The sequence below is a fragment of the Pseudomonas sp. B21-028 genome, from assembly GCF_024749045.1.
Lineage (GTDB): Bacteria > Pseudomonadota > Gammaproteobacteria > Pseudomonadales > Pseudomonadaceae > Aquipseudomonas.
This window is the reverse complement of sequence record NZ_CP087184.1, coordinates 426,612-450,029: the sequence shown is the minus strand read 5'-3', so window position 1 is coordinate 450,029 and position 23,418 is coordinate 426,612. Positions and strand designations below refer to the sequence as shown.

Here is a 23,418-nt window from a genome sequence, read left to right as displayed (position 1 = left end):
TCGCGAAGGCGGTGAATCAGTTTGCAGTAATGCCGACTGTGCCACCGCTTTCACGAGCAAGCCCGCTCCCACAGGGATTGTGCCTAGCCTTTTGAACATGCCTGTCATTGAGATCCCCGCGTGCCCGACGCCATCCTGCGCCTCGCCTTGCCTTCGCCCCTGCGCCGCCTGTTCGACTATCGTGCCCCGGCCGGAGTCCCGCGTGCCCGGCTGCAACCGGGCATGCGCTTGCGGGTGCCCTTCGGTCGGCGGGAAATGATCGGCATTCTGGTGGAAGTCACCGACCACAGCGAGGTCCCGGCCGACAAGCTCAAGCCGGCCCTGGCGTTGCTCGATGCCACGCCGCCGCTGCCGGCCTCGCTGTTCAAGCTGTGCCTGTGGACCGCCCAGTATTACCAGCACAGCCTCGGCGACACCCTGAGCTGGGCGTTGCCGGTGTTGCTGCGCCAGGGTGAACCGGCCGAAGCACGCCAGGAGCGGTTCTGGTCGGTGGCGCCGGGGGCTTCGCTGGATGACCCGCGCATCGCCCGCGCCCCGCGTCAACGCGAAGCCCTGGCGACGCTGGCCCAGCATCCCCACGGCGTGGCGCATCAGTTGCTGAGCAAGCTGATGCTCAGCAAGGACAGCCTCGACCTGCTGCTGGCCAAGGACCTGGTTCAGGTGGAAGTCCGCCGGCATGCCCCGGACGCTCGCCATGAACATTGGCTGGCCCAGCCGGAACTGCCGCTCAATGCCGAACAACGAGCGGCTTGCGAAGCGATCCGCGCGGGCTTCGACAGTTATCACGCCTTTCTGCTGGCGGGCGTCACCGGTAGCGGCAAGACCGAAGTCTATCTCCAGCTCATCCGCCAGACCCTGGAAGCGGGCAAGCAGGCCCTGGTGCTGATTCCGGAAATCAACCTTGGCCCGCAAACCCTCGCGCGCTTCGAACAGCGTTTCAACGCCCGGATCGCCCTGGTGCACTCGGCGGTCAATGACCGCGAGCGGCTGGAAGCCTGGCTGGCCGCCCGGGACGGCGAGGCCGACATCATTATCGGCACCCGCTCGGCCCTGTTCACCCCGATGAAGAATCCCGGCCTGATCATCATCGACGAAGAACATGACGGCTCGTATAAACAGCAGGAAGGCCTGCGCTACCACGCCCGCGACCTGGCCCTAGTGCGGGCCCGCCAGGAAGACATTCCCATTGTCCTCGGCTCGGCGACGCCCTCCCTGGAGAGCCTGCACAACGCCTACACCGGTCGCTACGGGCTCCTGCGCCTGAACGAACGGGCCGGTGGCGCCAAACAGCCGCGGTTCCTGCGCCTGGACGTGAAGAGCCGCCCACTGGACAGCGGCATTTCCGGGCCAATGCAGCAAGCCATCGGCCAGACGCTGGCTGCCGGCCAACAGGTCCTGGTGTTTCTCAACCGCCGCGGGTTCGCCCCGACCCTGCTGTGCCATGACTGCGGCTGGATGTCCGGCTGCGAACGCTGCGACGCGCGGATGACCGTGCATCAACGCTACGGCGAGCTGCGTTGCCACCACTGCGGCCACACCGAGCGGGTGCCGAGGCATTGCCCGCAGTGCGGCAAAGTGGACCTGCGCCCGGTCGGCGCAGGCACTGAGCGCGCCGAAGAACGGCTGGGCATTCTCTTTCCCGATTACCCGGTGCTGCGGGTGGATCGCGACAGCACCTCGCGCAAGGACGCGATGAACCAGTTGTTCGCCACGATCCAGAAGGGCCAGCCCTGCATCCTGGTGGGCACGCAGATGCTCGCCAAGGGACACCACTTCCCCCGGGTCACGCTGGTGTCGATCCTGGACGCCGACGGCGGGTTGTTCTCCGGAGACTTCCGCGCCAGCGAACGCATGGCGCAGTTGATCGTTCAGGTCGCCGGCCGGGCCGGACGGGCCGAGGAGCCGGGCAAGGTGATTATCCAGACCCACCTGGCGGACCATCCGCTGCTGATACAACTGACCGAGCAAGGCTACTTCGCCTTCGCCGAGCAGGCCTTGAGCGAACGCCGCAGTGCCGGCCTGCCGCCGTTTGCCCATCTGGCGCTGTTGCGGGCCGAGGCCCACAAGCCGGGGCAGGCCGAAGGCTTTCTTGACGACGCCTGCAGCGAGGCCGAGCGCTTGCTGGCCGAGCAGAACCTGACAGGCATCGAACTGCTCGGCCCCGTGCCGGCTCCGATGGAACGGCGGGCGGGGCGTTATCGGGCGCAACTCTTGTTACAAGCCAATGCCCGGGCGCCGCTGCATCGCCTGCTGAGCGCTTGGCTGCTGGTACTGGAACAGATGCCCAGCGGACGAGCGGTACGCTGGTCGCTGGATGTGGATCCGGTGGATTTGTATTGATCCCCTTACCCTGTGGGAGCGAGCCTGCTCGCGATGAGGACATCACATTCACCCTCACTGGTGCCTGATATAACGCTATCGCGAGCAAGCTCGCTCCCACAGGGATCTGGGTACGACAAGACCCCAACCGACCCGCTACAGTTGGCAAGCCCGTCTTCCCCACGGATAATGCCCAGTTTTTCCACCAGCGCATCGAAGCGCCGCCGCGCCTGCGGTTGAAAGAGAAGACAATGAAAGACACCATTCGCCAGCTCATCCAGCAAGCCATCACCCAACTCGTCGCTGAAGGTGTTTTGCCAGAAGGCCTGTCGCCGGCGATTCAGGTCGAAAACACCCGCGACAAGACCCACGGCGACTTCGCCAGCAACATTGCGATGATGCTGGCGAAACCGGCTGGCATGAAACCACGGGACCTGGCCGAGAAAATCATCGCCGCGCTGCCGGCTGACGACAACGTCGCCAAGGCGGACATCGCCGGCCCCGGGTTCATCAACTTTTTCCAGAACACCCAGGCCCTGGCCTCGCGCCTGGACGCCGCCCTGGCCGATGAACGCCTCGGCGTACGCAAGGCCGGCCCGGTGCAGCGCACGGTGGTCGACCTGTCCGCGCCGAACCTCGCCAAGGAAATGCACGTTGGCCACCTGCGCTCGACCATCATCGGCGATGGCGTGGCCCGGGTCCTGGAGTTCCTCGGCGATACTGTGATCCGACAGAACCACGTCGGCGACTGGGGCACCCAGTTCGGCATGCTGATGGCCTATCTGCAGGAAAACCCAATCACCAGCGACGAACTGTCGGACCTGGAGAACTTCTACCGCGCCGCCAAGCAACGCTTCGACGAGTCGCCGGAGTTCGCCGACCGCGCCCGTGGCCTGGTGGTCAAGCTGCAGGCCGGCGATGCCGAGTGCCTGGCCCTGTGGACCCGGTTCAAGGACATCTCCCTGTCCCACTGCCAGAAAATCTACGAACTGCTGAACGTCAAGCTGACCATGGCCGACGTGATGGGTGAAAGCGCCTACAACGACGATCTGGTCAACGTAGTCAACGACCTTCGGGCCAAAGGCATGCTGGTAGAGAGCAACGGCGCCCAGTGCGTGTTCCTCGACCAGTTCAAGACCGCCGACGGCGAGCCGCTGCCGGTGATCATCGTCAAGGCCGACGGCGGCTACCTCTACGCCACCACCGACCTGGCGGCCGTGCGCTATCGCAACGGTGTGCTGCAGGCGGATCGGGTCCTGTACTTCGTCGACCAGCGCCAGGCTCTGCACTTCCAGCAGGTGTTCGAAGTGGCTCGCCTGGCCGGCTTCGTACCGCGCCCGATGGAAATGGAGCACATGGGCTTCGGCACCATGAACGGCGCCGATGGCCGTCCGTTCAAGACCCGCGACGGCGGCACGGTGAAGCTGATCGACCTGCTGACCGAAGCCCAGGAGCGTGCCTACACCTTGGTCAAGGGCAAGAACCCCGACCTGGCCGAAGAGGAGCTGCGCCAGATCGCCAAGGTCGTGGGCATCGACGCGGTGAAATACGCCGACCTGTCCAAGCACCGCACCAGCGACTACAGCTTCAACTTCGACCTGATGCTCAACTTCGAAGGCAACACCGCGCCGTACCTGCTGTACGCGTACACCCGCGTGGCCGGAGTATTCCGCAAGCTCGGCAAAAGCTTCGATGAGGTGGAGGGCCGGATTGTCCTGCAAGCCGCCCACGAACAGGAGCTGGCCGCGAGACTGGCGCAGTTCGGCGAAGTGCTGAACAACGTCGCCGAGAAGGGCACGCCTCACACCCTGTGCGCGTACCTGTATGACGTGGCCGGCCTGTTCTCCAGCTTCTACGAGAACTGCCCGATCCTCAGCGCCGATACCCCGGAGCAAATGCAGAGCCGCCTGCGCCTCGCCGCGCTGACCGGACGCACACTCAAGCAAGGCCTGGAACTGCTGGGCCTGGAAACGCTGGAGCGCATGTAAGTTGGCCGCCAAGAAAAAACCTGCACCCAAACGCGGCGCCAGTCGTTACCAGCCCCCGGCCAAAAAGCCGATTCCGGGTTGGTTGTGGATGGCGATCGGCCTGAGCGTCGGCGCCTTCATCGTGTTCCTGATGAAACTGGAGCCGGGCCAGGGCGATGACGTCAAACGCGTCCGCCAGGAACAGCAGAAGGCCACGCGCATCGCCGAGGCCAACAAGACCCCGCCGAGCCCGACGCAACCGGTGAAGCCGAAATACGACTTCTACACCCTGCTGCCGGAATCGGAAGTCATCGTGCCGCCCGATGCGGTACCGGAAAAGACCCTGCCGACGCCACAAGTGCCCGCCACCCCGGTCACGCCGGCCGAAGCCGCGAAGATCGACACCGCCCGCGCCCAGGCCGCTCTGGCCGGGATCACGCCGCCGCCGGCGCCACCGGTGCAGAAAGCCGCGCCGGTGACGAAGTTCTTCCTGCAGGCCGGCTCGTTCCGCAAGGAAGCCGACGCCGACAAGGTCCGGGCGCAGATCATCCTGCAGGGCCAGTCCGTGTCGGTTGAGTCCGGGACCGTGAAGGACGAAACCTGGTACCGGGTCATGGTCGGCCCGTTCAGCAACCGCGAGGAGCTGACCAAGGCGCAGAAACAACTGGCCAGCAGCGGCTTCAGCAACCTGTTGTTACAACAACGCCAGAGCCGCTGAACGCACAGGCACCGGATCTCTGTGGGAGCAAGGCTTGCCCGCGACGCAGACGCCTGCGCGCCCAAGGCAAACCGCGTTGACTTCATCGCGGGCAAGCCTTGCTCCCACAGGCAAAGCGCACCGCTTGTCACCATCGCCCCCCCGCAGTTGAAAAAACCCACGCCACCCCCATATGAGTTTTCATCCGGGCATTTTCGCCCCGCTGCGTGGAGACTCTTCCCTTGACCACCATCGTTTCAGTCCGCCGTCACGGCAAAGTCGTCATGGGCGGCGACGGCCAGGTTTCACTGGGCAACACCGTGATGAAAGGCAATGCGAAGAAAGTCCGCCGCCTGTATCACGGCCAGGTCATCGCCGGCTTCGCCGGGGCTACCGCCGACGCTTTTACCCTGTTCGAACGTTTCGAAGGCCAGTTGGAAAAACACCAGGGCCATCTGATCCGGGCCGCCGTGGAACTGGCCAAGGAGTGGCGCACCGACCGTTCCCTCAGCCGCCTCGAAGCCATGCTCGCGGTCGCCAACAAGGACGCCTCGCTGATCATCACCGGCAACGGCGATGTGGTTGAGCCCGAAGACGGCCTGATCGCCATGGGATCCGGGGGCGCGTACGCCCAGGCCGCCGCCAGTGCACTGCTGAAAAAGACCGATCTGTCGGCCCGTGAAATCGTCGAGACCGCCCTGGGCATCGCCGCCGACATCTGTGTCTTCACCAACCACACCCAAACCATTGAGGAGCAGGATCTCGCGGAATGAAGCCCGTACCCCGGCTCATTCTTGCTTGAGGACCGCCAACTACTATGTCCATGACTCCCCGCGAAATCGTCCACGAACTCAACCGCCACATCATCGGCCAGGACGATGCCAAGCGCGCCGTCGCCATTGCCCTGCGTAACCGCTGGCGGCGGATGCAGCTGCCCGAAGAGCTGCGCGTCGAAGTAACCCCCAAGAACATCCTGATGATCGGCCCGACCGGTGTCGGTAAAACCGAGATCGCCCGTCGCCTGGCGAAACTCGCCAACGCGCCGTTCATCAAGGTCGAGGCCACCAAGTTCACCGAAGTCGGCTATGTCGGCCGTGACGTCGAGTCGATCATCCGTGACCTGGCCGATGCAGCCATCAAGCTGCTGCGTGAACAGGAAATCACCAAGGTCCGCCACCGCGCCGAAGACGCGGCCGAAGAGCGCATCCTCGATGCCCTGCTGCCACCGGCGCGCATGGGCTTCAATGCCGACTCCGCCGCGACCCAGGATTCCAACACCCGCCAGCTGTTCCGCAAGCGCCTGCGCGAAGGCCAGCTGGACGACAAGGAAATCGAGATCGAAGTGGCCGAAATGGCCGGCGTCGATATTTCCGCGCCGCCGGGCATGGAAGAGATGACCAACCAGCTGCAGAGCCTGTTCGCCAACATGGGCAAGGGCAAGAAGAAAAGCCGCAAGCTCAAGGTCAAGGAAGCGCTGAAACTGGTGCGCGATGAAGAAGCCAGCCGCTTGGTCAACGAGGAAGAACTGAAGGCCAAGGCTCTGGAAGCCGTCGAACAACACGGCATCGTGTTCATCGACGAAATCGACAAGGTTGCCAAGCGCGGTAATGTCGGCGGTGCCGACGTCTCCCGCGAGGGCGTGCAACGGGACCTGCTGCCGCTGATCGAAGGTTGCACGGTCAACACCAAGCTGGGCATGGTCAAGACCGACCACATCCTGTTCATCGCCTCCGGTGCTTTCCACCTGAGCAAGCCAAGTGACCTGGTGCCGGAACTGCAAGGTCGCCTGCCGATCCGTGTGGAACTCAAGGCGCTGTCGCCGGAAGACTTCGAACGCATCCTGAGCGAGCCCCACGCCTCCCTGACCGAACAGTATTGCGCGCTGCTCAAGACCGAAGGCCTGAACATCGAGTTCACGCCGGAGGGCATCAAGCGCCTGGCGCAGATCGCCTGGCAGGTCAACGAGAAGACCGAGAACATCGGTGCCCGCCGCCTGCACACGCTGCTTGAGCGTCTGCTCGAGGAAGTGTCGTTCAGCGCCGGCGACCTGGCGAGCAAACACGACGAAGCGCCGATCCTCATCGACGCCGAGTACGTCAACAGCCACTTGGGTGAATTGGCGCAGAACGAAGACCTGTCGCGGTATATCCTCTAAAAGCGGCAAGCTTCGAGCTGCAAGCTGCAAGCTGCAAGCTGCAAGCGGGGGGTGATCCGCTTGTAGCTTGTAGCTTGTAGCTTGTAGCTTTAAGCTGCTTTCATGACCAGACTCCCCACCGCCATCAACCTGCACAAAGCCTCGAAGACCCTGACGCTGAGATACGCGCCGGACGAGGAATACCACCTGCCCGCCGAATTCCTGCGGGTGCATTCGCCTTCCGCCGAGGTCCAGGGCCACGGCAAGCCCATCCTGCAATACGGCAAGCTCAACGTCGGCTTGTCCAAGATCGAACCCGCCGGCCAGTACGCACTGAAATTGACCTTCGACGACGGCCATGACAGCGGACTGTTCACCTGGGAGTACCTTTACCAGTTGGCCGTGCGCCAGGACGACCTGTGGAGCGATTATCTTGCCGAGCTCAAGGCCGCCGGAAAAACCCGGGATCCGAACGAGTCCGTCGTCAAGCTGATGCTCTAGCTCAAGGGCTGGCGCTTTAGGGCGAACTTTCTAGACTCATCTGCTTGAATGTCCTCCGACAAGGTCAATGACTGGCCTGCTTGCGAAAAAAATTAAACTCGGGTAACCAATGGTGCTGGCAAGTTCCCTGCAAAGGAACCTGCGAGTGCCCTTGCACATGTTTCCTCATTGGCCACGATGCGGAATTAACGGTCACCCGAGCAGCGTACCTGGTATTGGCTGTGTGGCTTTATGGCACGGCCCCGGTACTCGTCTGACAATGGAGCGTCGTAGATGAGCAACAAGAACAACGATGACCTGAAGTACCAGGCCTCGGAAAATACCCTGGGGTTGAATCCCGTCGTCGGCTTGCGCAGAAAAGACCTGCTGGCCTCTGCTCGCATGGTGCTGACCCAGACTCTCAAGCAACCGCTGCACAGCGCCAGGCACGTCGCCCATTTCGGTGCCGAACTCAAGAACGTCCTGTTTGGCAAATCCGCGCTGCAACCAGCCGCCGATGACCGCCGCTTCAACGACCCGGCGTGGAACCAGAACCCGCTCTACAAACGCTACATGCAGACCTACCTGGCCTGGCGCAAGGAATTGCACGCCTGGATCGATGACAGCAACCTGACGCCCCAGGACATCAGCCGCGGGCATTTCGTGATCAACCTGATGACCGAGGCCATGTCGCCGACCAACTCGGCGGCCAACCCGGCGGCGGTCAAGCGCTTCTTCGAAACCGGCGGCAAGAGCCTGCTGGACGGCCTGTCCCACCTGGCCAAGGACCTGGTGCACAACGGCGGGATGCCGAGCCAGGTGGACATGGGCGCATTCGAAGTCGGCAAGAGCCTGGGCGTGACCGAAGGTGCCGTGGTGTTTCGCAACGACGTGCTGGAGCTGATCCAGTACCGTCCCATCACCGAGCAGGTCCATGAACGCCCCCTGCTGGTGGTGCCGCCGCAGATCAACAAGTTCTACGTATTCGATCTGAGCCCGGACAAGAGCCTGGCGCGCTTCTGCCTGCGCAGCAATGTGCAGACCTTCATTGTCAGCTGGCGCAACCCCACCAAGGAACAGCGCGAATGGGGCCTGTCGACCTACATCGAGGCGCTCAAGGAAGCGGTGGATGTGGTCACGGCCATCACCGGCAGCAAGGACGTGAACATGCTGGGCGCCTGCTCGGGTGGCATCACCTGCACCGCGCTGCTGGGCCATTACGCCGCGCTCGGCGAGAAGAAAGTCAACGCCCTGACCCTGCTGGTGAGCGTGCTCGACACCACCCTGGACACCGACGTGGCGCTGTTCGTCGACGAGCAGACCCTCGAAGCCGCCAAGCGCCACTCGTACCAGGCGGGAGTACTCGAAGGCCGCGACATGGCAAAGGTCTTCGCCTGGATGCGCCCCAACGACCTGATCTGGAACTACTGGGTCAACAACTACCTGCTGGGCAACGAGCCGCCGGTATTCGACATTCTCTTCTGGAACAACGACACCACGAGGCTTCCGGCGGCGTTCCACGGCGACCTCATCGAAATGTTCAAGACCAACCCGTTGACCCGGCCCAATGCACTGGAAGTGTGCGGCACGCCGATCGACCTCAAGCAGGTCACCGCCGACATCTTTGCCCTGGCAGGCACCAACGACCACATCACGCCGTGGAAGTCCTGCTACAAGTCGGCGCAACTGTTCGGCGGCAAAGTTGATTTCGTGCTGTCGAGCAGCGGTCATATCCAGAGCATCCTCAACCCGCCGGGCAACCCCAAGTCGCGCTACATGACCAGTGAAGACATGCCCGCCAAGGCCGAGGACTGGCAGGAAAACTCCACCAAGCACACCGACTCCTGGTGGTTGCACTGGCAAGCCTGGCAGGCCGAGCGCTCGGGCAAACTGAAAAAGGCGCCTACCGTGCTGGGCAACAAGACCTACGTGGCGGGTGAAGCGGCACCCGGTACGTATGTGCATGAGCGGTAACGGATGCGACTGGCCTGCCGATACCCTGATGTGATGCAGGGCTCGCCCGCTGCGAACCCAACCCCATACCCGCAGCAAATCCCCTGTGGGAGCGAGCCTGCTCGCGATGGCGTCGGGTCAGTCGGTATGGATTTGACTGGCCTGGCGCTATCGCGAGCAGGCTCGCTCCCACAAGGAATCGGGAAAAAGTGAAAGATCGCGACATAACCCACAGGGCTTGAAGCATGCCGCAACCGTACATTTTCCGTACCGTCGATCTGGATGGCCAGACCTTGCGCACCGCGGTACGCCCCGGCAAGCCTCACTTGACGCCCCTGCTGATCTTCAACGGCATCGGCGCCAACCTGGAGCTGTTGTTCCCGTTCATCGAGGCCCTGGACCCGGACCTGGAAGTCATCGCCTTCGACGTGCCCGGTGTCGGCGGTTCATCGACACCCAGCCGGCCCTATCGCTTTCCCGGCCTGGCAAAGCTTGCCGCACGCATGCTCGATTACCTCGACTATGGGCAGGTCAGCGTGGTCGGTGTGTCTTGGGGCGGAGCCCTGGCCCAGCAGTTCGCCCACGACTACCCGGAGCGCTGCAAGAAGCTGATATTGGCGGCCACGGCCGCCGGAGCGGTGATGGTGCCGGGCAAGCCGAAGGTTCTGTGGATGATGGCCAGCCCCAGGCGCTACGTGCAGCCCTCCCATGTGCTGCGCATCGCGCCGCTGATCTATGGCGGCTCGTTCCGCCGCGACCCGAGCCTAGCGACCAGCCACGCGGCCAGGGTCCGCTCGGCGGGCAAGCTCGGGTATTACTGGCAACTGTTTGCCGGCCTGGGCTGGACCAGTATCCACTGGCTGCACAAGATCCATCAGCCGACCCTGATCCTGGCCGGCGACGATGATCCGTTGATCCCATTGATCAACATGCGCATGCTGGCCTGGCGCATTCCCAACTCCCAGCTGCACATCATCGATGACGGCCATCTGTTCCTGATCACCCGGGCCGAGGCCGTGGCGCCCATCATCATGAAATTCCTGGAGGAAGAGCGTCAGCGCGCGGTCATGCATCCGCGTCCCACGCCGCAAGGTAGCGGCTGACAGTCCCATCGCGCCTGGCAGGAAGCCGGAACGCGCAACTTCCGAAACAGCGACTATGTTGTCTGGTTCGGTGTGTCTGTTTTTAGCTTGATGATGAAGGAGTTGACTCATGCGCGACAAACCGGCGAAGGGTTCCACGCCCGCCCCTGCCAGCGTCACCAGCGCGCAAAGTGCGGTCACCGGCCTGCGCGGCAGGGACTTGTTGTCCACCTTGCGCGACGTTGCCGCCTACGGCTTGCGCAACCCGGTGAACAGTGCCCGCCACGCGTTGAAGCTGGGCGGCCAGCTGGGCTGTGTGTTGTTGGGGGAAACCCTGCACCCCACCAATCCCAAGGACAAGCGCTTCGCTGATCCGACCTGGGAGCTCAACCCCTTCTACCGTCGCAGCCTGCAGGCCTACCTGGCCTGGCAGAAACAGGTCAGGAGCTGGATCGACGATTGCGACATGACGCCTGATGATCATGCACGCGCGCACTTCGCCTTCTCCTTGCTCAACGACGCCATGGCGCCCTCGAACACCTTGCTCAACCCGCTGGCGGTCAAGGAGTTCTTCAACTCCGGCGGCACCAGCCTGATCCGCGGCATCAGTCACCTGGTCGACGACGTGCTGCACAACGATGGGATGCCGCGGCAGATCACGCCCCATGCCTTCGAGGTCGGCAAGACCCTGGCGATCACACCCGGTGCGGTGGTCTTCCGCAATGAACTGCTGGAGCTGATCCAATACCGGCCCATGAGCGAAAAGCAATACGCCAAGCCGTTGCTGATCGTGCCGCCGCAGATCAACAAGTTCTACGTTTTCGACCTGACCCCTTCCAACAGCGTCGTCCAGTACGCCCTGAAGAATGGCCTGCAGGTGTTCATCATCAGTTGGCGCAACCCGGATGTGCGCCACCGAGAATGGGGCCTGTCCAGTTATGTGCAGGCGACCGAAGAAGCCATGAACGTCTGCCGGGCGATCACCGGCGCCCGTGAGGTCAACCTGATGGGGGCCTGCGCTGGCGGCACGACCATCGCCGCCCTGCAGGGCCATCTGCAAGCCAAGCGCCAGCTGCGCCGGGTCGCCAGCGCCACGTACCTGGTGAGCCTGCTGGACTGCGAGATCGACAGCGCCGCCACCCTGTTCCTCGACGAACAGGCCCTCGAAGCCGCCAAGCGCCGCTCCTACCAGAAAGGCATTCTCGATGGCCGTGACATGGCCCGGGTATTCGCCTGGATGCGGCCCAACGACCTGGTGTGGAATTACTTCATCAATAACTACTTGCTGGGCAAGGAGCCGCCGGCCTTCGACATCCTCTATTGGAACAACGACTCCACCCGACTGCCGGCGGCCTATCACGGCGAACTGCTGGACCTTTTCAAACACAACCCACTGACCCGCCCCGGGGCGCTGGAAGTGTGCGGCACGCCGATCGACCTGCAGAAGGTGACAGTGGACAGCTTCAGCGTGGCCGGCATAAACGACCACATCACCCCGTGGGACTCGGTGTATCGGTCGACGTTGCTGCTGGGAGGCGAGCGACGCTTCGTGCTCTCCAACAGCGGCCATATCCAGAGCATCATCAACCCACCGGGCAATCCCAAGGCCAATTACGTCGAGAACCCGCAATTGAGCGGCGACCCGCGGGCCTGGTACTACGACGGCAAACACGTCGATGGCAGCTGGTGGCCTCAATGGCTGGAGTGGATTCAGGCGCGCTCCGGTGCCCGACATGAAACCCGGATGACCCTGGGCAATGCCAAATACCCACCGCTGGAGGCTGCACCCGGAACCTATGTACGCGTGCGTTGAACGGCCCACTCCACGGTCGAGCCGCCGGCCGTGGCACGACTCCACCATTAAGAAAACCGGATGAAAACCCGCGACCGCATTCTTGAATGCGCCCTGCATCTGTTCAATGAAAAGGGCGAACCGAACGTCTCTACCCTGGAGATCGCCAATGAAATGGGCATCAGCCCCGGCAATCTCTATTACCACTTCCATGGCAAGGAACCCCTTGTCCTTGGGCTGTTCGAGCACTTCCAGGCAGCACTGTCACCGCTGCTGGATCCCCCCGCCGACGCGCAACTGGCGCCGGAGGATTACTGGTTGTTCCTGCACCTGATCGTCGAACGCCTGGCCCAATACAGGTTCCTCTTCCAGGACTTGTCGAACCTGGCCGGGCGTCTGCCGAAACTGGCCAAGGGTATCCGCCAGTTGCTCAATGCCCTGAAGCGCACCCTGGCGTCCCTGCTGGCGCAACTCAAGGCCCAGGGATTCCTGGTCAGCGGCACCCAGGCCCTGGGGCAACTGGTGGAACAGATCACTCTGACGTTGCTGTTCTCGCTGGACTACCAGCGGATTCTTGATCGCCAAGGAGAGGTGCGGCTGGTGGTCTATCAGATCATGATGCTGGTGGCCCCGCACTTGCTGCCGGCGGCCAAGGTAGCGACCGAACGGTTGGCGTTGCGGTATCTGGAAGACCACGAATAACCCTTCCCCTGTGGGAGCGAGCCTGCTCGCGAAGGCGTTGGATCAGCAGCATGGATGTCACTGATGCACCGCTATCGCGAGCAGGCTCGCTCCCACAAGGGCCCTGTGACACTCATGAACAAAAACGCCCGACCTTCACAGGCCGGGCGTTTTCTTGTGTGCCCTGAAAAATCAGGACTGACTGGTAGGCGTCGATGGAGCCGGCGCTGGAGTCGGGGTGGCCACCGGGGTCGGCGCCGAGACGGAGTTTGCCGTGCTCGTCGGGGTGGCCGGTTTTGCGACGGCTGCCGGAGCCTTGGGTGCCGCTGCTTTTGGCGCAGCCGCTTTCTTCACGGCAGGCTTCTTCGCGGCGGCAGGTTTGGCTGCCGCTTTTACTGCCGGCTTGGCCGCTGCCTTGACTGCTGGTTTGGCCGCGGGTTTCGCTGCCGGTTTGGCCGCAACTGGTTTGGCCGCCGCGGTTTTTGCCGCAGGTTTCGCCGCAGTCTTCGCGGCAGGCTTGGCTGCCGCTTTAGCCGCTACCGGCTTGGCCGCTGCCTTGACTGCAGGCTTGGCCGCAGCGGTTTTTGCCACAGGCTTGGCCGCGGCTTTCACCGCAGGTTTGGCAACGGCTTTTGCCGCTGCTTTAACCAATGGCTTGGCTGCTGTCTTGGTGGCCGGCTTGGCCGCTGCAGTCTTGGCTGCCACCGGTGCGACCTTGGCCCCGGTGAGTTTCTCGATCTGTTTGGTCAGGGTGTCGACCTTGCTGTGCAGTGCCTTGACTTCATTGCGGCTTGGCACGCCAAGGCGAGAGATCGCACTGTTCAGGCGCTTGTCGAAAGCCCCTTCCAGTTCGTCCCACTTGCCCATTGCACGATCCTTCACGCCGCTCATTCGCGACTTGGCGGACCCGGCAGAGTCCTTGGCGGCATCGACTTGCTTGCCAACCGCTGTCTTGGTGAGCTTTTCGGCCTTCTCGCCGTCCTTAACCAGGGACTCGAAGAGTTTGCTGCCGTCAGTGTCGATCTTCGAGTACACGCCTAAACCAGCAAGCCAGATTTTGCGGGAATATTTTTCAATCTTCCCGGCCCACGAGCTGCTTTCTTTTTCGGTTGTTTTTTTGCCAGCCATCCCGTTCTCCTTAATGTTTACGCGTCACACGTTCGAGCAGTGCCGTCAGCTCATCGAGCTTGGCAGAGAGTGCCTCAACGTCATGTTTAGACGGAATGCCGATACGATTCAAGGCACTTGCAACACGGGCGTCGAATACCTTCTCGACTTTATCGAGTTGTACTTCAACCCGGGCCTTGAATGTATTGACGTCGGCCCTGGCTTCAATCAGTTCGCTGTTGGCCGCTTCAAGTTTTCCGGCAATGTTCTTTTTACCTTTGGTTTCAACTACTTCGCCAGCCTTGACCAACTCCTGGAAGTACTCGCTGCCTTCCTGACCGACCTTGGCGTATGCGCCCAGGCCCGCCAGCCAGATCTTGCGCGCGTACGTTTTCACGCCGCCAAGCGTGGAAGATTCAACGTCGGTTTTTTTCTTCAGAATAACTTTGGCCATGGTGCACCTCACTCGAAAACGGGTTGGAGGAACTGCCCGCATGCGGACGGGCTCAGGCACAAAGTAGGGAGAATAATTAGAAACGGCACCCTAACAAGCCACACAATCTTGAAAGCACTGACTTCTTTCTTATGGGAGCGAGCCTGCTCGCGATGGCGATATCACCGTCAACATCATCGTTGAATGCCCCACCGCTATCGCGAGCAGGCTCGCTCCCACAGAGGGAGTACCAGCATGAGTTCGGTGTCAGGCCAACGCCTTGTCCAGCGCCTTTTCGATTTCCGTCTTGATCATTCCACTCATGGCCGACATCAACAGGCCCAGCTTCACGTCGACGCGGATCAGGTCCTCGCCAACCGCCACCTTGCCCTCCACTCCAGACCCCTTGAACTCCAGCGTGTCGCCTGCCCACTGCGGCTTCAGGCCATAGCTGTCGGATAATTTCTGCGCCAACTGGTCGGCCTTCGCGCGGGCCGCTTCCTTGCCCAGATCATGGGTACGCTCAACACTGATTTTGGCCATTTGCTGACTCCTGTTATATCGGCAATTGCCCGGACTGCGTCAAAACGTCCCGGCGGTGGTTCATCTTACCTTCAGCCTTGCCAAGACAAAGCCCTCCACCGGGATTAGAATGTCCCGCATTCTTTTTTGGTGACAGCGATATGACTGATCAGCGCAAAGGCAGCGATGCCGAACCCACCACTCACTTCGGCTTCAAGAACGTGCCGGAAAGCCAGAAGGCGGAAAAAGTCGCTGAGGTTTTCCACTCGGTAGCCGCCAAATACGACTTGATGAACGATCTGCTCTCGGGCGGCATGCACCGTCTGTGGAAGCGCTTCGCAATCGAATTGTCGGGCGTGCGCAGCGGCAATCGCGTGCTGGACATCGCTGGCGGCACGGGCGACCTGACGAAGAAGTTCTCCCACATCGTCGGACCGACCGGCCATGTGGTGCTCGCCGACATCAACGAATCCATGCTCAAGGTCGGTCGCGACCGCCTGCTGGACCTGGGCGTGGCTGGCAATGTCGAGTTCGTCCAGGCCGACGCCGAGAAACTGCCGTTCCCGGACAACCATTTCGATTGCGTGACCATCGCCTTCGGCCTACGCAACGTTACCCACAAGGAAGACGCCCTGCGCTCGATGCTGCGGGTGCTCAAGCCCGGTGGCCGCCTGCTGGTGCTGGAATTCTCCAAGCCCACCAACGCGCTGATGTCCAAGGCCTACGACGCCTACTCGTTCGCTTTCATGCCGCTGATGGGCAAGCTGATTACCAACGATGCGGAAAGCTATCGCTACCTGGCCGAATCGATCCGCATGCACCCGGACCAGGAGACCCTGAAGTCGATGATGGTCGAGGCCGGTTTCGACCGCGTGACCTACCACAACATGACCTCGGGTATCGTGGCCCTGCACCGCGGAATCAAACCCTGATGCTGCTCGCCGGCCTGCTCGCCAGCGTCGAACTCGGCATCAACCGGGTATTGCGCCTGGACAGCACGGCGCTGGCGCGCCTGGCACATCTGGGCGGCAAGGTGATTGCCGTCGACTGCCGCAGCCCGGCGTTGCAGTTGTTTATCCTGCCCAGCGACGAAGGCCTGATGCTTGCCTCTCATTGGGAAGCCGAGGCGGATTGCACCCTGCGCGCCCCGGCCACGAGCCTGTTGAACCTGGCCCTGAGCAAGGACAAGACGGCGGTGTTGCACAGCCCCGACGTCGAGCTCGAAGGCGACAGCGGCGTGCTGCTGGACCTCGCGGCCATCCTGCAGGACCTGGAGCTGGACTGGGAATACGAGCTGTCCCGCTGGCTCGGCCCGGTGGCCACCCAGTTGATCAGCGGCCATTTGCGCAGTCGCACACGCTGGTATCGGCAGGGGTTTGCCAGCCTGGGGCAGAATCTGAGTGAATACCTGGCCGAAGAATCGCGTACGCTCGTAGGAAAACGCGAAGCCGAAGCCCGTTTTAGTGAACTGGACCGGATCAAACTTGATCTGGAACGCCTTGAGGCGCGTTTCGAGCGCCTTTCCCGATCCCTTGAAACCAAGCGATAACGCATGAAGCTGCTTGCCGTCCGCCGTTTGTTGCGCATCCAGCGCGTCGTGATCCGTTACCGCCTCGATGACCTGCTGTTCGCCCTGCCTCTGCCCTGGTTTCTGCTGGCACTGCGTTTCGCGCTGCCGTGGCGCTGGTTCCCCCGGCGGACGTTGGACTTGAGCCGTGGCGCCCGCCTGCGCCTGGCCTTGCAAGACCTGGGACCGATCTTCATCAAGTTCGGGCAGATCCTCTCGACCCGCCGCGACCTGTTGCCCGAAGACATCGCCGACGAACTGATGCTGCTGCAAGACCGCGTGCCACCGTTCGATTCCAAGCTGTCGGTAGCCTTGATCGAGGAGCAACTGGGCAGGACGATCAGCGAAGTCTTCAGCCGCTTCGATGTCGAGCCCCTGGCTTCGGCTTCCGTGGCCCAGGTTCACGCCGCGCAGCTCAAGAGCGGCGAAGAAGTGGTGGTCAAGGTCATTCGCCCGGGCCTCAAGCCGATCATCGCCCAGGACCTGGCGTGGCTGTTCATTCTCGCCCGCGCCGCCGAGCGACTGTCCGCCGATGCGCGCCTGCTGCACCCGGTCGACGTGGTGCTGGATTACGAGAAAACCATCTACGACGAACTCGACCTGCTGCGCGAGGCCGCCAACGCCAGCCAGTTGCGCCGCAACTTCGAAGGCTCGCCGCTGCTGTATGTGCCGCAGGTCTATTGGGACTGGTGCCGTCCCAAAGTCCTGGTGATGGAGCGCATCTACGGCATCCAGGTCACCGACCTGGCGACCCTGGCCGACCAGCGCACCGACATGAAGATGCTCGCCGAGCGCGGCGTGGAAATCTTCTTCACCCAGGTGTTCCGCGACAGCTTCTTCCACGCCGACATGCACCCCGGCAACATCTTCGTCAGCACCGTGCAGCCGTGGAGCCCGCAATACATTGCCATCGACTGCGGCATCGTTGGCAGCCTGACACCCGAAGACCAGGATTACCTGGCCCGCAACCTGTTCGCGTTCTTTAAACGCGACTACCGCCGCGTCGCACAACTGCACATCGATTCCGGCTGGGTACCGGCCGAGACCAAGCTCAACGAATTCGAGGCGGCAATCCGCACGGTGTGTGAGCCGATCTTCGAAAAACCGTTAAAAGATATTTCCTTCGGCCAGGTGCTGATGCGCCTGTTCCAGACCGCGCGTCGCTTCAACATGGAGGTTCAGCCACAACTGGTGCTGTTGCAGAAAACCCTGTTGAACATCGAGGGCCTCGGTCGCCAGTTGTACCCCGACCTGGACCTGTGGAACACCGCCCAGCCCTTCCTCGAACGCTGGATGCGCGAGCGTGTCAGCCCCAAGGCCCTGCTGGGCAACGTGCAGAGCCAGTTCGAGCAGATCCCGCACCTGGCCAACATGACCCGCGACCTGCTCGAGCGCATGTCCCAGCCCCACGCCCAGGACCCCGCCCCACCATGGAAACGCCGCAAGGACGACTGGTTGCTGCGCCTGCTCGGCGCTGCCCACCTGGGTGGCGGCGCGGTACTGGCGGCCGGCGGACCATTGAGCGAACTGGGGCATTGGCCCGCCGCCGCGATGGTGATCGTCGGTTTGTATCTGGTCGTTCGTCGATAGCCAGCACCGGTTCGCACTGGCACACTGTTTCAACGCTGGGCCCACCGATTTGAGGTGCAAGGTCCATGGTCGGAGTCGAAGATGAAAAACTGGCAGGACGAAATCAAGTGGGACGCTGACGGTCTGGTGCCGGCCATCGCCCAGGATCACAAGACCGGGCGCGTGCTGATGATGGCCTGGATGAACCGCGAAGCCCTGGCCCTGACCGCCAGCGAGAACCGCGCCATCTATTGGTCACGTTCCCGTGGCAAGCTGTGGCGCAAGGGCGAAGAGTCCGGCCACGTGCAGCATCTGCATGAAATGCGCCTGGACTGCGACGGCGACGTCATCATCCTGATGGTCGAACAGGTCGGCGAGATTGCCTGTCACACCGGCCGCCAAAGCTGCTTCTATCGCGTCTTCGAGAACGGCGACTGGAAAACCGTCGATCCGGTGCTCAAGGACCCGCATGCCATTTATTCAGGACATACCCATGAGTGATACCCTGACCCGCCTGGCCCAGGTGCTGGAAGAGCGCAAAGGCGCAGCGGCCGACAGTTCCTATGTCGCGAGCCTGTACCACAAGGGCCTGAACAAGATTCTGGAGAAAGTCGGCGAGGAATCGGTCGAGACCATCATCGCCGCCAAGGACGCCGCTGTCAGCGGTGACTGCAGCGACGTGATCTACGAGACCGCCGATCTGTGGTTCCACAGCCTGGTCATGCTCGCTCAACTGGGGCAGCACCCGCAGGCTGTGCTGGATGAACTGGACCGGCGCTTCGGTCTGTCCGGGCACGTCGAGAAAGCCTCGCGCCCGTCCGCCTGATCAATTATCGAGAGGAATAGCCACATGGGTATTTTTGACTGGAAACACTGGATCGTCATCCTGGTTGTCGTGGTGCTGGTGTTCGGGACCAAGAAGTTGAAGAACCTGGGTACCGATGTCGGCGAATCGATCAAGGGCTTTCGCAAGGCCATGAACGACGACGAGAAACCGGCCGACCCGGCGGCAGCCCCTGCGCAGCCGGCCCAACCGGTACCGCCTCAAGCAGCACCGCCGGTAGATGCGCCGCACACCATCGATGTGCAGGCACAGAAAGTCGAAGAGCCGACCCGCAAAGACTCGTGAGCACTGACTAATGTTTGGGATCAGCTTCACTGAACTGCTGCTCGTCGGCCTCGTCGCCCTGCTGGTACTGGGCCCCGAGCGCCTGCCGGGTGCTGCGCGCACCGCCGGTCTCTGGATCGGACGCCTGAAGCGCAGCTTCAATGCGATCAAACAGGAAGTTGAACGTGAAATCGGTGCCGACGAGATCCGTCGGCAACTTCACAACGAGCACATCCTGTCCCTGGAGCAGGAAGCGCGCAAGATCCTTGCCCCGACCCAGCAGGAGCCGACGCCGGTCCAGCCCACGGCCGAACAGGCAACGGCGCCCCAGGTACCGGTAGACGAACCCGTAGCGGTGCCGGTTGCGCCAGTCAAGCCAACAGAGACAGCCCCAACGGCGCCGACACCGGCCCCCAACGACCCAACACAGCCACCGCGAGCATCATGAGCAATATCCCAGAGAACGATCAGCCGATGCCGCTGGTATCGCACCTCACCGAGTTGCGCACCCGCCTGCTGCGTTGCGTGGCGGCAATCTTCATCATCTTCGCCGGGCTGTTCGCCTTCACCCAGCAGATCTACACCTTCGTCTCCACGCCCCTGCGACAGTATCTGCCGGCTGGCGCGACCATGATCGCCACCGACGTGTCGTCGCCGTTCCTGACACCGTTGAAGCTGACGATGATGGTCTCGCTGTTCCTCGCGATCCCGGTGATCCTGCATCAGATCTGGGGCTTCATCGCCCCGGGCCTGTACAAGCATGAGAAACGCATCGCCGTGCCACTGCTGGTCTCCAGCATCCTGTTGTTCTACACCGGCATGGCCTTCGCCTATTTCCTGGTGTTCCCGCTGATCTTCAAGTTCTTCGCCGCCGCCACCCCGGCCGGCGTGGAGATGATGACCGACATCACCAGTTACCTGGATTTCGTCATGACGCTGTTCTTCGCCTTCGGCGTGGCGTTCGAAATTCCCGTGGCAGTGGTGTTGCTGGTGTGGATCGGCGTGGTCGACGTTGCGTACCTGAAGAAGATCCGTCCATATGTGATCATCGGCTGTTTCGTGGTCGGCATGATCCTCACCCCGCCGGACATCTTCTCCCAGACCCTGCTGGCGGTACCGATGTGGTTGCTGTTCGAGATCGGTGTGCTGTTCGGCGGCCTGGTGCGCAAGCGCAGTGAGCAGCCGGAGGAGCAGGCGGACAAGCAACCTGTCGACGACCACAACGACCAGCCGCCAGCGACCCAAGCGTGAACCTGCTGCTGCTCGAAGAGGCCGATTTCATCGGGCCGGACCGGGTCATTCTCAGTGATCGCCGCCTGACCCACATGCAGGAAGTCCACCGCAGTGCCGTCGGTGACAGCCTGCGGGTCGGGCGCATCGGTGGGTTGATGGGCTCCGCCCAGGTGCTGCGCCTGGAAGCTCGTGAAGCCGAACTGCAAGTGACCCTCGACCAGCCACCGCCGGCCAAGCTGTCGTTGACGCTGGTACTGGCCCTGCCGCGTCCGAAGATGCTCCGGCGGGTGTTCCAGACCATTGCCACCATGGGCGTGCCGCGCGTGGTGCTGGTCAACAGCTATCGCGTCGAGAAGAGCTTCTGGCAGACACCCTTCCTCGAGCCCGAGGCCATTCGCGAACAACTGATCCTCGGCCTGGAGCAGGCCCGGGACAGTGTGCTGCCGGAGATCGTCATCGAAAAACGCTTCAAGCCCTTCGTTGAAGATCGCCTGCCGACCATCGCCAATGGCACCCTGGGCCTGGTTGGCCATCCTGGCGACCACCCGCCCTGCCCGCGGGCACTGACGGAACCGGTCACGCTGGCGATTGGCCCCGAAGGCGGTTGGATTCCTTACGAAATCGACCTGCTGGGCAAGGCTGGCTTGCAGCCGGTGCAGCTTGGCGAACGGATCCTGCGGGTCGAGACCGCCGTTACGGCATTGCTCGCAAGACTGTTCTGACCCCCTCGCCGCAAAAGTCCTACAGATTCCGCCCAAGCCGCCGATATACCTCCCCATAAAACCAATTGGTCCCTCAAGGGAGTATCAGCATGTTCCGGTGGTTTACTCAGGCTCTGGGAAACGTAAGCGTCAATCGCAAACTCGGCTTCGGCTTCGGCCTGGTGTTGTTTCTCACCTTGATGATCGCCTTCACCGGCTGGTCCGGCTTGGGCAATGTCATCAATCGGGGCGACAAGCTGGGATTCATTGCCAGTCTGAACGACTTGAGCAAGGACTTGAGCCTGGCGAGCGGCGATTACAATGCCACGCGGGGCGAGAAAGGTCCGCAAACCGTCAACGAGCTGCTGGGCAAACTTGAAGCCGGGTTGAAGACCGCTCGCCAGTTGCTCGAACAGTCGGCCGATGTGGCCATGATCGATAAGCAACTGGCCGCCGTGGCCGAATACAAAAGCGCCTTTGCCGAAATGACCCGCGCCACCGTCAGCCGTGAAGATGCCCGCGGCAAGCTCGGCGCCAGCGCCGACAATGCCGTGGCCCGAGTGGCCGAGGTGGAGAAATCGCTGTTGCAAGGCGGTGACGTCACCTCGTTCAACAGCGTGGTGACCTTGAGCAAAGCGGTCCAGCAAGCGCGTTACCAGGTTCGCGGCTACACCTACAGCGGCAAGAGCGAAGCCCAGCAGCCGGCCCTCGAGGCCATCGATGCCGTGCTCAAGCTGCTGGCACGGCTGCCGGACCAACTGCCCCAGGAACATGCCGCCAACCTGCAACAGGCTAGCGATTCGTTCAATCTGTACCGCGCGGCGGTCGCGCAGTTCCGTGACTCGCAGATCGAGAACGGTGCCGCTTTCCAGCGCATGAACGAGCAAGGCCAGGTGCTGATCGACTCCAACCAGAAGCTGACCGTATCCCAGACAGCCAAGCGTGACCACGACGTTGCCCAGGCCGAAACCGTCCTGATCGCTGCCGCCGCGCTGGCCCTGTTGTTCGGCGTCATTGCCGCTCTATTCATCACTCGGCAGATCGTCCTCCCGCTCGGCCAGACCCTGCTGGTCGCCGAACGGGTAGCCGCTGGCGACCTGAGCCACAACCTGAACTCCGAGCGTCGCGACGAGATGGGCCAACTGCAACGCGCCATGCACAGCATGACCGTGAGCCTGCGGCAGTTGATCGGTGGCATCAGCGAAGGCGTTACCCAGATCGCCAGCGCCGCTGAACAGCTTTCCGCCGTGACCGAGCAGACCAGCGCCGGGGTCAACAGCCAGAAGGTCGAGACCGATCAGGTCGCCACGGCCATGCACGAAATGACCGCCACGGTGCAGGAAGTGGCCCGCAACGCCGAAGAAGCCTCCGAAGCCGCCCTCGCCGCCGACCAGCAGGCTCGCGAAGGTGAGCGAGTGGTCGGCGAAGCCATCGCCCAGATCGAGCGCCTGGCCAACGAGGTCGGCAACTCCACCGCCGCCATGGGTGACCTGAAGCGCGAGAGCGACAAAATCGGCAGCGTGCTGGACGTGATCAAGTCTGTCGCCCAGCAGACCAACCTGCTGGCCCTCAACGCCGCCATCGAAGCCGCTCGCGCCGGTGAAGCCGGGCGTGGGTTCGCCGTGGTGGCAGATGAGGTCCGCAGCCTGGCCCAGCGCACCCAGAAGTCTACCGAGGAAATCGAGGAGCTGATCGTTGGCCTGCAAAACGGCACCGAACAGGTCGCGACCATCATGGACAACAGTCGTGGCCTGACCGACAGCAGCGTCGAACTCACCCGCCGGGCCGGCGATTCCCTGGAAAACATCACCCGCACGGTCTCGGCCATCCAGTCGATGAACCAGCAGATCGCCGCCGCTGCCGAACAGCAGAGCGCCACGGCCGAGGAAATCAACCGCAGCGTATTGAACGTGCGCGACGTCTCCGAACAAACCTCCGCCGCCAGCGAAGAAACCGCCAGCTCCAGTGCCGAGCTGGCGCGACTTGGCATTCATTTGCAGACGCTGGTGGGACGGTTCAAGGTCTAGAGATACACAATCCTTCCCCTGTGGGAGCTGAGCTTGCTCGCGATGA

Annotated in this window: 22 protein-coding genes and 1 pseudogene; 20 read left to right on the top strand and 3 right to left on the bottom strand. The window is 62.5% G+C overall.

Going from position 1 to position 23,418, the window contains the following annotated elements; genetic code table 11:
• Positions 1–120: 120 nt before the first annotated feature.
• From LOY35_RS02045 to LOY35_RS02000, 10 genes are all read left to right on the top strand, one after another.
• Complete coding sequence (locus LOY35_RS02045) at positions 121–2,340, top strand: primosomal protein N' (protein WP_258630124.1); 2,220 nt, start codon at positions 121–123, stop codon at positions 2,338–2,340.
• Positions 2,341–2,570: 230 nt separating this feature from the next.
• A complete protein-coding gene (gene argS / locus LOY35_RS02040) occupies positions 2,571–4,307 on the top strand; it encodes an arginine--tRNA ligase (RefSeq protein WP_258630121.1) in 1,737 nt (578 codons plus the stop codon).
• Position 4,308: 1 nt separating this feature from the next.
• Complete coding sequence (locus tag LOY35_RS02035; RefSeq protein WP_047699718.1) at positions 4,309–5,004, top strand: SPOR domain-containing protein; 696 nt, start codon at positions 4,309–4,311, stop codon at positions 5,002–5,004.
• Positions 5,005–5,225: 221 nt separating this feature from the next.
• Positions 5,226–5,756, top strand: coding sequence for an ATP-dependent protease subunit HslV (gene hslV, locus LOY35_RS02030; RefSeq protein WP_025110273.1), 531 nt, complete (start codon positions 5,226–5,228; stop codon positions 5,754–5,756).
• Between the two features lie 44 nt (positions 5,757–5,800).
• The gene (gene hslU / locus LOY35_RS02025) at positions 5,801–7,138 is read left to right on the top strand and encodes an ATP-dependent protease ATPase subunit HslU (RefSeq protein ID WP_024779917.1); all 1,338 of its coding nucleotides are present in this window, start codon (positions 5,801–5,803) and stop codon (positions 7,136–7,138) included.
• Between the two features lie 102 nt (positions 7,139–7,240).
• Positions 7,241–7,618, top strand: a complete 378-nt coding sequence (locus tag LOY35_RS02020; RefSeq protein WP_258630114.1) for a DUF971 domain-containing protein — start codon at positions 7,241–7,243, stop codon at positions 7,616–7,618.
• A gap of 273 nt (positions 7,619–7,891) precedes the next feature.
• Positions 7,892–9,571: a class II poly(R)-hydroxyalkanoic acid synthase gene (phaC, locus tag LOY35_RS02015; protein WP_258630112.1), complete on the top strand. Its 1,680-nt coding sequence runs from the start codon at positions 7,892–7,894 to the stop codon at positions 9,569–9,571.
• 224 nt (positions 9,572–9,795) lie between these two features.
• On the top strand, positions 9,796–10,653 hold the full coding sequence (gene phaZ, locus LOY35_RS02010; RefSeq protein WP_258630110.1) for a poly(3-hydroxyalkanoate) depolymerase: 858 nt from the start codon (positions 9,796–9,798) through the stop codon (positions 10,651–10,653).
• Positions 10,654–10,762: 109 nt separating this feature from the next.
• A complete protein-coding gene (gene phaC / locus LOY35_RS02005; RefSeq protein ID WP_258630107.1) occupies positions 10,763–12,445 on the top strand; it encodes a class II poly(R)-hydroxyalkanoic acid synthase in 1,683 nt (560 codons plus the stop codon).
• 60 nt (positions 12,446–12,505) lie between these two features.
• The gene (locus LOY35_RS02000; protein ID WP_258630104.1) at positions 12,506–13,126 is read left to right on the top strand and encodes a TetR/AcrR family transcriptional regulator; all 621 of its coding nucleotides are present in this window, start codon (positions 12,506–12,508) and stop codon (positions 13,124–13,126) included.
• 171 nt (positions 13,127–13,297) lie between these two features.
• Here LOY35_RS02000 and LOY35_RS01995 read toward each other — a convergent pair whose 3' ends face one another.
• The 3 genes from LOY35_RS01995 to LOY35_RS01985 all read right to left on the bottom strand — a co-directional run bounded on the left by LOY35_RS01995 (position 13,298) and on the right by LOY35_RS01985 (position 15,188).
• Positions 13,298–14,233 (bottom strand): phasin family protein, encoded by a 936-nt coding sequence (locus LOY35_RS01995; protein ID WP_258630102.1) that lies wholly within the window; start codon positions 14,231–14,233, stop codon positions 13,298–13,300.
• Positions 14,234–14,243: 10 nt separating this feature from the next.
• Positions 14,244–14,666, bottom strand: a complete 423-nt coding sequence (locus LOY35_RS01990; RefSeq protein ID WP_258630100.1) for a phasin family protein — start codon at positions 14,664–14,666, stop codon at positions 14,244–14,246.
• Positions 14,667–14,912: 246 nt separating this feature from the next.
• On the bottom strand, positions 14,913–15,188 hold the full coding sequence (locus tag LOY35_RS01985; RefSeq protein ID WP_258630095.1) for a polyhydroxyalkanoic acid system family protein: 276 nt from the start codon (positions 15,186–15,188) through the stop codon (positions 14,913–14,915).
• A gap of 140 nt (positions 15,189–15,328) precedes the next feature.
• On the opposite strand from LOY35_RS01985, the gene ubiE reads away from it, so the two are divergent.
• The 10 genes and pseudogenes from ubiE (at position 15,329) to LOY35_RS01935 (ending at position 23,372) form a co-directional block, all read left to right on the top strand.
• Positions 15,329–16,099 (top strand): bifunctional demethylmenaquinone methyltransferase/2-methoxy-6-polyprenyl-1,4-benzoquinol methylase UbiE, encoded by a 771-nt coding sequence (ubiE, locus tag LOY35_RS01980; protein ID WP_024779926.1) that lies wholly within the window; start codon positions 15,329–15,331, stop codon positions 16,097–16,099.
• Positions 16,099–16,723, top strand: a pseudogene (locus tag LOY35_RS01975) (SCP2 domain-containing protein). The gene ubiE and the pseudogene LOY35_RS01975 overlap by 1 nt, the downstream one beginning before the upstream one ends.
• On the top strand, positions 16,720–18,324 hold the full coding sequence (ubiB, locus tag LOY35_RS01970) for a ubiquinone biosynthesis regulatory protein kinase UbiB (protein WP_258630088.1): 1,605 nt from the start codon (positions 16,720–16,722) through the stop codon (positions 18,322–18,324). Before LOY35_RS01975 ends, ubiB begins: the two are co-directional and overlap by 4 nt.
• Before the next feature lie 81 nt (positions 18,325–18,405).
• Entirely contained in the window at positions 18,406–18,804 is a 399-nt protein-coding gene (gene hisI / locus LOY35_RS01965) for a phosphoribosyl-AMP cyclohydrolase (protein ID WP_024779928.1), read from the top strand.
• Complete coding sequence (locus tag LOY35_RS01960) at positions 18,797–19,129, top strand: phosphoribosyl-ATP diphosphatase (protein ID WP_047699744.1); 333 nt, start codon at positions 18,797–18,799, stop codon at positions 19,127–19,129. Before hisI ends, LOY35_RS01960 begins: the two co-directional genes overlap by 8 nt.
• A 24-nt stretch (positions 19,130–19,153) precedes the next feature.
• Positions 19,154–19,432, top strand: coding sequence for a twin-arginine translocase TatA/TatE family subunit (locus tag LOY35_RS01955; RefSeq protein WP_258630080.1), 279 nt, complete (start codon positions 19,154–19,156; stop codon positions 19,430–19,432).
• 10 nt (positions 19,433–19,442) lie between these two features.
• A complete protein-coding gene (gene tatB / locus LOY35_RS01950) occupies positions 19,443–19,859 on the top strand; it encodes a Sec-independent protein translocase protein TatB (RefSeq protein WP_258630077.1) in 417 nt (138 codons plus the stop codon).
• Positions 19,856–20,662, top strand: a complete 807-nt coding sequence (gene tatC / locus LOY35_RS01945) for a twin-arginine translocase subunit TatC (protein ID WP_258630074.1) — start codon at positions 19,856–19,858, stop codon at positions 20,660–20,662. Before tatB ends, tatC begins: the two co-directional genes overlap by 4 nt.
• A complete protein-coding gene (locus LOY35_RS01940; RefSeq protein ID WP_258630071.1) occupies positions 20,659–21,366 on the top strand; it encodes a 16S rRNA (uracil(1498)-N(3))-methyltransferase in 708 nt (235 codons plus the stop codon). The genes tatC and LOY35_RS01940 overlap by 4 nt, the downstream gene beginning before the upstream one ends.
• Before the next feature lie 89 nt (positions 21,367–21,455).
• A complete protein-coding gene (locus tag LOY35_RS01935) occupies positions 21,456–23,372 on the top strand; it encodes a methyl-accepting chemotaxis protein (protein ID WP_258630069.1) in 1,917 nt (638 codons plus the stop codon).
• Positions 23,373–23,418: the final 46 nt, after the last annotated feature.